This window comes from Butyrivibrio sp. XPD2002 (assembly GCF_000423945.1).
In the GTDB taxonomy this organism is placed as follows: Bacteria; Bacillota; Clostridia; order Lachnospirales; family Lachnospiraceae; genus Butyrivibrio.
Window position 1 is genome coordinate 40,101 of the sequence record NZ_AUIY01000029.1, and the last position, 7,714, is coordinate 47,814.

8 protein-coding genes are annotated in these 7,714 nt (G+C 43.4%); all 8 read right to left on the reverse strand.

Features of this window, described 5'->3' with window-relative positions; translation table 11 throughout:
• Positions 1 to 76: 76 nt before the first annotated feature.
• The 8 genes from G587_RS0114065 to G587_RS26285 all read right to left on the reverse strand — a co-directional run bounded on the left by G587_RS0114065 (position 77) and on the right by G587_RS26285 (position 7,616).
• On the reverse strand, positions 77 to 901 hold the full coding sequence (locus G587_RS0114065; RefSeq protein WP_026492789.1) for a class B sortase: 825 nt from the start codon (positions 899 to 901) through the stop codon (positions 77 to 79).
• Entirely contained in the window at positions 873 to 2,069 is a 1,197-nt protein-coding gene (locus tag G587_RS22865) for an Ig-like domain-containing protein (protein ID WP_207637475.1), read from the reverse strand. The genes G587_RS0114065 and G587_RS22865 overlap by 29 nt, the downstream gene beginning before the upstream one ends.
• Entirely contained in the window at positions 2,038 to 2,259 is a 222-nt protein-coding gene (locus G587_RS26020; RefSeq protein WP_207637476.1) for a hypothetical protein, read from the reverse strand. The genes G587_RS22865 and G587_RS26020 overlap by 32 nt, the downstream gene beginning before the upstream one ends.
• A 55-nt stretch (positions 2,260 to 2,314) precedes the next feature.
• Entirely contained in the window at positions 2,315 to 3,706 is a 1,392-nt protein-coding gene (locus G587_RS22870; RefSeq protein ID WP_035786801.1) for a DNA polymerase Y family protein, read from the reverse strand.
• A gap of 164 nt (positions 3,707 to 3,870) precedes the next feature.
• Positions 3,871 to 5,862 carry a ferrous iron transporter B gene (feoB, locus tag G587_RS0114080; protein WP_026492790.1) on the reverse strand — a complete coding sequence of 664 codons (1,992 nt, stop codon included), beginning with the start codon at positions 5,860 to 5,862 and terminating at the stop codon, positions 3,871 to 3,873.
• A gap of 31 nt (positions 5,863 to 5,893) precedes the next feature.
• Complete coding sequence (locus G587_RS0114085) at positions 5,894 to 6,112, reverse strand: FeoA family protein (protein WP_330364485.1); 219 nt, start codon at positions 6,110 to 6,112, stop codon at positions 5,894 to 5,896.
• 213 nt (positions 6,113 to 6,325) lie between these two features.
• Positions 6,326 to 7,279: a zinc ribbon domain-containing protein gene (locus tag G587_RS24605; RefSeq protein ID WP_026492792.1), complete on the reverse strand. Its 954-nt coding sequence runs from the start codon at positions 7,277 to 7,279 to the stop codon at positions 6,326 to 6,328.
• Positions 7,280 to 7,469: 190 nt separating this feature from the next.
• Positions 7,470 to 7,616: a hypothetical protein gene (locus tag G587_RS26285; protein WP_196812581.1), complete on the reverse strand. Its 147-nt coding sequence runs from the start codon at positions 7,614 to 7,616 to the stop codon at positions 7,470 to 7,472.
• Between the last annotated feature and the right edge of the window lie 98 nt (positions 7,617 to 7,714).

Below are 7,714 nucleotides of genomic sequence, written 5' to 3' on the forward strand. Positions count from 1 at the left end.
AGATATTGTATACCCTGGGCTTTGAATTTTCTATTATATTTCTATGAATTTTGTATAAAGATAAAAATTATTTGATTTATCTGTCGAAGGTTTCGACCTTTGCTGTATGAACCACAAATCGCCTTCCGCTGCCGGCTTTTCCGGAGCAGGTTGAAAGTGTAAGCAGTGACGGGTGCTCATCAAATTTGATGTCTGCTGGTACATCTATAAGAGAATTACTCTTAATATAATTTATGTACTCATCATAAACGTTCTCGTCAGTTACCTCTGTGTAGCTCTCAGATCCGCGTGTGGTGGTGTAATATGCGAAAACCTTGTATTTATAAACCTTATCCTCTGTATAAATGTAGACGTAAGGGCTATTCTTTAAAACATCCTTATTCTCTGATTTATAGAGAGTCTTAAGTGAACCGAACATGGAACCGTTTTTCATATTATGTCCAAATACCATGTCGCTAAGTCCGCAGAAATTCTCATCGCTGAGGACATCCATGAAGATACAGCCCGACCTGTTGGAGGTTCCGTCAAAGGTCTTGTAGAGGTACTGGTCAATCTCCTGCTCCTTAACCACGGGATAGCTTATCTTAGAAAGTGCAGGGAAATAAATCCATCCCACAAAATCAGGGTTAACATCCTTAAGTGCCTGGAACTTTATATCGAGCTTGGGATAAGCGTCCTCCCAGAGGCTTGCACCCTTCTGGGTATTATCGTCCTTTATATCCACGTAGGTGTCGCGAATTTCTTCATATTCATTAACCGCAACAGAATACTCTGTCTGGTCGCGGTAGATCATAACCGCCTCATATCCTATTACTCCTACGAGGATGATAATAAGTATTGTTCTTATCACCGCAAAGGATGTTACCTTACTGTTATTTCTTTTTTCGCTTGAATTTTGCATTCTTTGCGCCTGCCTTCTTTATTTTCTTTACAATCTTCTTGTATTTTGCTTTGTCTGAAGTTCTTATTGTAAATGTAGCCTTCTTTGAAATTCCTGAAAAAGCTCCGCTCTCTATCTTTTCAAGAGTATCACCGTAGATGGTTATCTGTGAGAGCTCCTTACAGCCCTTAAAAGCATTCTTTTTAATAGTAGTAACAGTTTTTGGAACTGTCAATTTCCTCAGCTTTTTCCTGCCCTTGAGAGCACTCTTTCCTATCTCCGTGACAGTGTATTTTGTTCCGTTTGCATCAGATATGACTTCAGGAATATCTACTGTCTTTACCTTTTTATCAGATACCCCCTTAAAGGCTACTGTAAATCCATCATCAAGAACCTCATACTTATAGGTATCCTTTCCGGAGGTCACTGTGATGTCAGCTCCCGATGATAGTGAAACCGTAACTTTGCAGCTTGCCTTTATGGCATTGTTGGCATCCGATACTGCGGTAATAACAGCTGTTCCTGAGCCTGTAGCCGTAACCTTTCCATTGTTGACGGTAGCCACTTCCTTGTTGGAGCTGATCCATGAAACCGACTTATCATCTGCGTTATCCGGAACGGTAGATGCGTTAATACTGAAAATATCACCTATTTTCATAGTGATACTACTTCTATCCAGCTTAATGCCTGTTATTGGAGTCGTTACCGTTACTGCTATCGTCGTAAGTAAATCAGGGTTTGATCCGGCGGTGGCAGTTATTATAGCTCTTCCTGATGATTTACCTGTTATAACGCCTCCATCCACATCAGCGACTGAAGGATCAGAGGATGTCCATTTTACGTATTTGTTGGTGACATTTGAAGGTGTAAGGTATGCCTGTGCAGTGACTGTTTCCCCTGTCTTTATATCTGCCGTCCTCATATTTGTAGTTATGCCTGTAGCTACGATGTTGGTAAACAGGTTCGGGTAATGATTTTTCATGTAGCTATAGGTATAGGTAGTTCCCGTAGCTATAGGCGTCTCCATAAGCGAGCCTATATAAGGAGCTGCTCTTAAGTGGCTTGAAGAGCCCAGATTTTCAAGATAAGCAGTCGTCACATTAAAGTATTTATGGCGCGCTGCTTCATTATTATCTCCTGTATCATCCCAGGTGGAATCAACCTCGTACCATCCAGAGCCTATTTTCACCAGATTCCATGCGTGACCGTATCTTGGGTGCTTCCACAACTCTGTGGTCACCGGCGACATTTCCTGTCATGGCAGCTGCTTTAGCCGTCACTCCCTCAGATGAAAACGATACTCCTGTAGAAAGGAGCGATAGAATTATAAATAAAGAAACTCCTCTCCCCAATTTGTTATTCCAAAAACTTTTTTTCATACTTTAAAACTTCCCCTTAAAACTACAAAAACATCATGAGCCTGTCTCATGGGGCCTACTGATCGTACCCCTTTTTTATTGCATCATCTCCAAAACGGCCCTTTATCAGCTTCTCCATCTCTTCAAGCTTCCCACGCTTTTCCTCCCGAAGCTTCTCCTCCCTGACTTGTGCCTTACCAGTGGCAGCCCAATCAAAGAGGTTACCCTGACGGTACTCGCCGTTATCAAGATTGTCCGCGCCGACTCCCACGAGTCTCACGCCTATTCCGCCTTCAAAAATTCCATCCTCTCCGGTGAGTAGATTCCCAAGTAAAAGCATGGCATTTTCATAAATTACATCTGCATCATTGGTAGATTCAGACAGCTTCATCTGTCTTGAAAACCGCCTGAAATCTCCGGTCTTCACCTGGGCGGTTATTGTTCCTCCATATACGCCGTCCTTCTGCAGTCTCCCAGCCACCTTATCGGCCAGGCGCCTTACCACCGGCGGCATGTCCGTATCGTAGCTATCAGCTGTAATATCGGTAGCAAGAGTAGTCTCATTGGAATAGCTCTTGGCATCCTCGTGCTCTGTGTGCACGGTGTCCGAGCCTATTCCATTGGCGCTTCTGTAAATGTACTCTCCGCCCTTTTCACCCAGCTGAGATTTCAATAGTTCAATATCCATCACTGCGGCATCGCCGATTGTCCTTATGCCAACGCCCCTGAGCTTCTCAGCGCTCTTCTTGCCACAGCCAAAGAGGTCTCCTATATCAAGGGGCCACATTTTTATGCGTACCTCCGCAGGATACAGCGTGTGGGTTCTGTCTGGCTTTGTAAAATCGCTGGCCATCTTTGCAAGGAGCTTGTTGGTTGATACTCCGACATTTACTGTAAAGCCCAGCTTTGTACGGATTTCATATCTTATCGCGGCTGCGAGATTAAGCGGAAATACCTGATCAAATTCAGGGTTATTTATTATTTCCTTAATGATGACGTCCTCCGAAGCCACAGGCCTCTCTATCTCTCCGGCGTCATCCCTCTCTATCAGCCTGAAGAGCCCGGTAAAGCTTTCTATCAGGTGGTTTCTTACATCCATTCCTGCAAGCTCTGTCACATCCAGATAGGCCTCATCTATTGATACCTGCTCCAGAATCTCGGAATAGCTTCTTAATATGTCTATAAATGCATGTGAATACTGTCTGTAAATATGGAAATCTGACGAGATCACAACAAGCTTGGGGCACTTTTGCAGAGCGCTGGCTATAGGCTCAGCTGTCTGGATTCCATACTTTTTAGCAGGAATCGACTTTGCAGTAACTATGCCGTGTCTTGTTTTTACATCACCGCCAACAACAGAAGGGATTGTTCGTAGATCTACTGAATCAGGATCTTCCTTTAGTCTTTTAACCGCAGACCATGACAGGAAGGCAGAATTAACATCTATATGAAAAATTGTCCTATTCATACATGCCTCCCTTCCACAAAACTTCCAAGCACAGTTTACCAAAAACAAATGTTTGTGTCCATTTATCAAAAAACCGGCAACTCCCTCAAGTGAAGTTGCCGGAAATCCTTATAAATATTATATAATTCCTTTTTATTCAAAGCTTAATGTGACATCAGTTTTCATCAGTCAAGCTTATACTCAAGCTCCATAGCCTTCTGGTTTCTCTGGATAATGAATCCGATGATACCTGCGAATGCCAGGATTGCGATAAGTCCGGGAACGAAGGCTACACCAACAGTGCCTGTTGTTACAAGTGTACCGATCTGATATACAAGGTAACCAACTGTAAAGCCTGTTGCAAGCTGTAAGCCGATTGCGCCCCAAAGCCACTTAGCTGACTTCATCTCAGAGTTCATAGCACCGAGAGCTGCGAAGCACGGAGGTGTGTAGAGGTTGAACATAAGGTATGCAAGAGCTGCTGCCTTGGTGATACCCATAACTGCTGCAACTGCGTTACCTTCACCGATAAGCTCAAGCTCCTCGGTATCGATAAGGTTGGTGATAGCATAAACTGTTGCGATAGTACCTACTACGTTCTCCTTGGCAATAAAGCCTGTGATTGCTGCTGCAGCAAGCTGCCAGCTGGCGATACCAACAACAGGAATAAGAAGAACAGAGAAGGGTCCTGCAATACCAGCGAGGATTGAAGTGCTCTCCATTCCCTCTTCTACAGCCTGGAACTGCCAGTTGAAGCTACTCATGATCTGAACGATTGTGTTACATACAAGGATGATTGTACCTGCCTTGATGATGTAAGCCTTACCTCTCTCGAGCATGGACTTCAATGCAAACATAAGGCTGGGAACCTTGTACTCAGGAAGCTCGATGATGAAAAATGACTTTCTGTACTTCATTCCTGTAACTGCCTTGATAAGAAGTGCGCCAAGAAGGATAAGAAGTATACCACCCATGTAGCAGATGAAGCTCACCCATTTTGACTCAGGGAAAAATGCTCCTGCAAAAAGTGCGATAACAGGAAGCTTAGCTCCGCAGGGCATGAAGGTTGCAAGCATTGCTGTTGAACGTCTTTCTCTCTCGTTTCTGATGGTACGGCATGCCATGATAGCAGGGATACCGCAACCAGTTCCGATGATCATAGGAATTACAGATTTTCCTGAAAGACCTACTCTCTTGAAAATAGGATCAAGAACTACTGTTGCTCTTGACATATATCCGCAGTCCTCAAGAAGTGCGATGAGGAAATACATAACCATAACAAGGGGGAGGAAGCCTACAACGGCACCTACACCACCGATGATACCGTCAACCAATAGTGCATATAAAAGAGGGTTGGCATCTGCCATCTTATCTCCCACAAAGCCCTGGAAACTTTCGATCCAGCCTGCGAGGATATCTGCAAGCCATGTACCTACGGTAGTCTGTGAAATATAGAATACAAGCCACATGATGGCAGCAAAAACTACAAGTCCAACAACAGGATGTGTAACAATGTTATCGATTGTATCTCCGAAGTTCTTATCCTTTGTAAGAACCTTACGATTCTCAACATCCTTAACAATCTTATTTACAAAAGCAAAGCGCTTTCTGTCTGCCTCTTCAACTGCTGCCTTGTCATGAACATCAACGTTACCCTGAACATAGGGCTCCTTCTGTCCTTTTCCTTCAAGCTCAGCTGCTGCCTTAACCACTTCCTTAAGACCTGCCTCTGAAGTAGCAACAGTCTTGATTACAGGGCATCCAAGCTTTTCTGAAAGGAGCTTTTCATCTATGCTGTTTCCCTTTTTGTCGTTTGCATCATTTTTATTAAGTGCAACAACTACAGGTACTCCAAGCTCAAGTAGCTGAGTTGTGAAAAACAAACTTCTGCTAAGGTTAGTAGCATCCACGATATTGATGATTGCATCAGGATGCTCGTTCTTAACATATCCGCTTGTAATGCTCTCCTCGGATGTGAAGGGAGACATTGAATATGCTCCGGGAAGATCTACTGCAATAAGCTCCTTTCCACCATCATAAAATGACTTTTTGATGGGACTCTCCTTCTTATCAACAGTAACACCCGCCCAGTTACCAATCTTCTCACTACGTCCGGTCAGGGCATTAAACATTGTTGTTTTTCCGCTATTCGGGTTACCCGCCATTGCGATTCTCATTTTACTTCCTCCTAAAAATAACTTTTTTCAATTATATCTTGATAGCTTCTGCTAACTCAGGATCAATGTTATATCTGGCATCCTTGATTGCGACCACCAGATTGCGCTTTTTATCAACAACAGTAATAGTCTCACCGCTGTAGCATCCAAGTGAAAACAGGAAACTCTTCATGTCTTCATCGCCGTCAGTCTCTATATCTGAAACGATATATTCTTTTCCGATTTCGGCTTCATTTAATGTCATATCCATGTGACTCCTTCTTCCTATGATAGAAATTAAATTTTATGCAATTCGTATAGTTGGCTTGTTTAGGGCATATTCTTGTTACCTCTTGCTAACTATCGCAAAATCATTATGTACTTATTGAGAATGATTGTCAAGTTCATTTCTTATAAAAATTCAAAAATATTTATGTAGAAAAAATAAAGCCTGAATCCGCAGATTCAGGCTTCAATAATTATTTTACTTATCACATATAAAGTTGTAGTAGCTTGCTGAGTTAGCACCTACGATATCGTACAGAGTGTAATCACCCTTGTCATAGCTTACGCCATAGTACATTACCGCATTGGAGCTGTCCATTGTCTCAGTGGAACCGTCAGCATTATGAAGCTCCATGTTGGTAAACGCTATAACAACGTAACCCTCACAGGAAGGATCCGCTTCCATTCTGGCAGCTGTAACGCTTGCAAGCTCATCATACGTAAGACCAAATTCCTGGAACTTAAACTCTGTGTAAAGCATTCCAAGCTTACCTGTAATGTAGGTGTAATTAGCTTCGTAGTAGCTTCCGTCCGGCATCATAAGCCATGCTGTCTTATTATCGAGGAACTCCCAGTAAGAAGTCTCTTCCTTGGTAACAAGATCATGTGTGGCATACATTGTTTTGCCAGTCATATCCTCTGACTGACTCTCCCAGGTGTCAGCCATCATTTCCTCAAATTCATTCAATTTTCCATGATCAAAATTGCCATCCTCATCGAGATACTGATCAACTAAGGCATCCGAAGGATTTTCGGCAATCTCCTTTGCTGTGTTTACTGCTGAGCTAATCTTAATGAAGGCAAAGGTTGCAATGGCTCCAAAAATAATTACCACTGCTGCAACCAGGCCAATAATCAGACCAACATTACCCTTCTTCTTAGGCTGTGTCTGGTAGTAAGGATTCTCCGGCTGACCATAGGTGCCGGTGCCATAGGTAGATTGCTGGCCATAGGTAGACTGCTGACCATAAGTAGGCTGCTGGCCATAGGTTGGTTGCTGAGTAACGTTTTCCCCATACGTACTCTGTTGTGCTGCAGGCTGCTGCGAAGTCTTCCCTGCAGGTTGCTGCGAACTCTGTCCTACCGGCTTACCACAGTAAGGGCAGAACTTAGTTCCGTCTGCTAGTTCTTTACCACAATACTCACAAAACATTTCCTCATTTCTCCCTTTATATTTAACTAATGTAATTATTATATTACAATAGAATAATAAATAAAATTCATTTTTCTTAGATAGTGTAAAGTCTGCTATGGAAAAATGAGCCAAAGAAAAAAGGCTCAAAAGAACCTTGAAAATGTAGATATTGATACCGACAAGCTCTCCGAGGGCTTAGGGCTCCGCCCTAAGAACCTGCAAGGGACCAGTCCCTTGACCCGTTAAGCGGGCTCTGCCCGCACCCGTCCTCGCCGGAAGCAGGCCAGCAAGCACACTTGCTGACCAATGTATCAGGATTATCCGTGAACCTTATGTCAAGGAACTTTCGCGGCATATCCTCGCGGCGCTGCCGCTTCGGTATTCCACGTTTTCCTTGACAACGGTTCCGCTCCGTTTTATGCGGTTGCACCCTGTTGGATGTTGAGAATGGTC

Bases quoted from the DNA above. Each gene is read 5' to 3' on its own strand.
- G587_RS0114065 (WP_026492789.1), bottom strand. From the start codon at position 901: ATGCAAAATTCAAGCGAAAAAAGAAATAACAGTAAGGTAACATCCTTT.
- G587_RS26020 (WP_207637476.1), bottom strand. From the start codon at position 2,259: ATGAAAAAAAGTTTTTGGAATAACAAATTGGGGAGAGGAGTTTCTTTA.
- G587_RS22870 (WP_035786801.1), bottom strand. From the start codon at position 3,706: ATGAATAGGACAATTTTTCATATAGATGTTAATTCTGCCTTCCTGTCA.
- feoB (WP_026492790.1), bottom strand. From the start codon at position 5,862: ATGAGAATCGCAATGGCGGGTAACCCGAATAGCGGAAAAACAACAATG.
- G587_RS0114085 (WP_330364485.1), bottom strand. From the start codon at position 6,112: ATGGATATGACATTAAATGAAGCCGAAATCGGAAAAGAATATATCGTT.
- G587_RS24605 (WP_026492792.1), bottom strand. From the start codon at position 7,279: ATGTTTTGTGAGTATTGTGGTAAAGAACTAGCAGACGGAACTAAGTTC.
- G587_RS26285 (WP_196812581.1), bottom strand. From the start codon at position 7,616: ATGCCGCGAAAGTTCCTTGACATAAGGTTCACGGATAATCCTGATACA.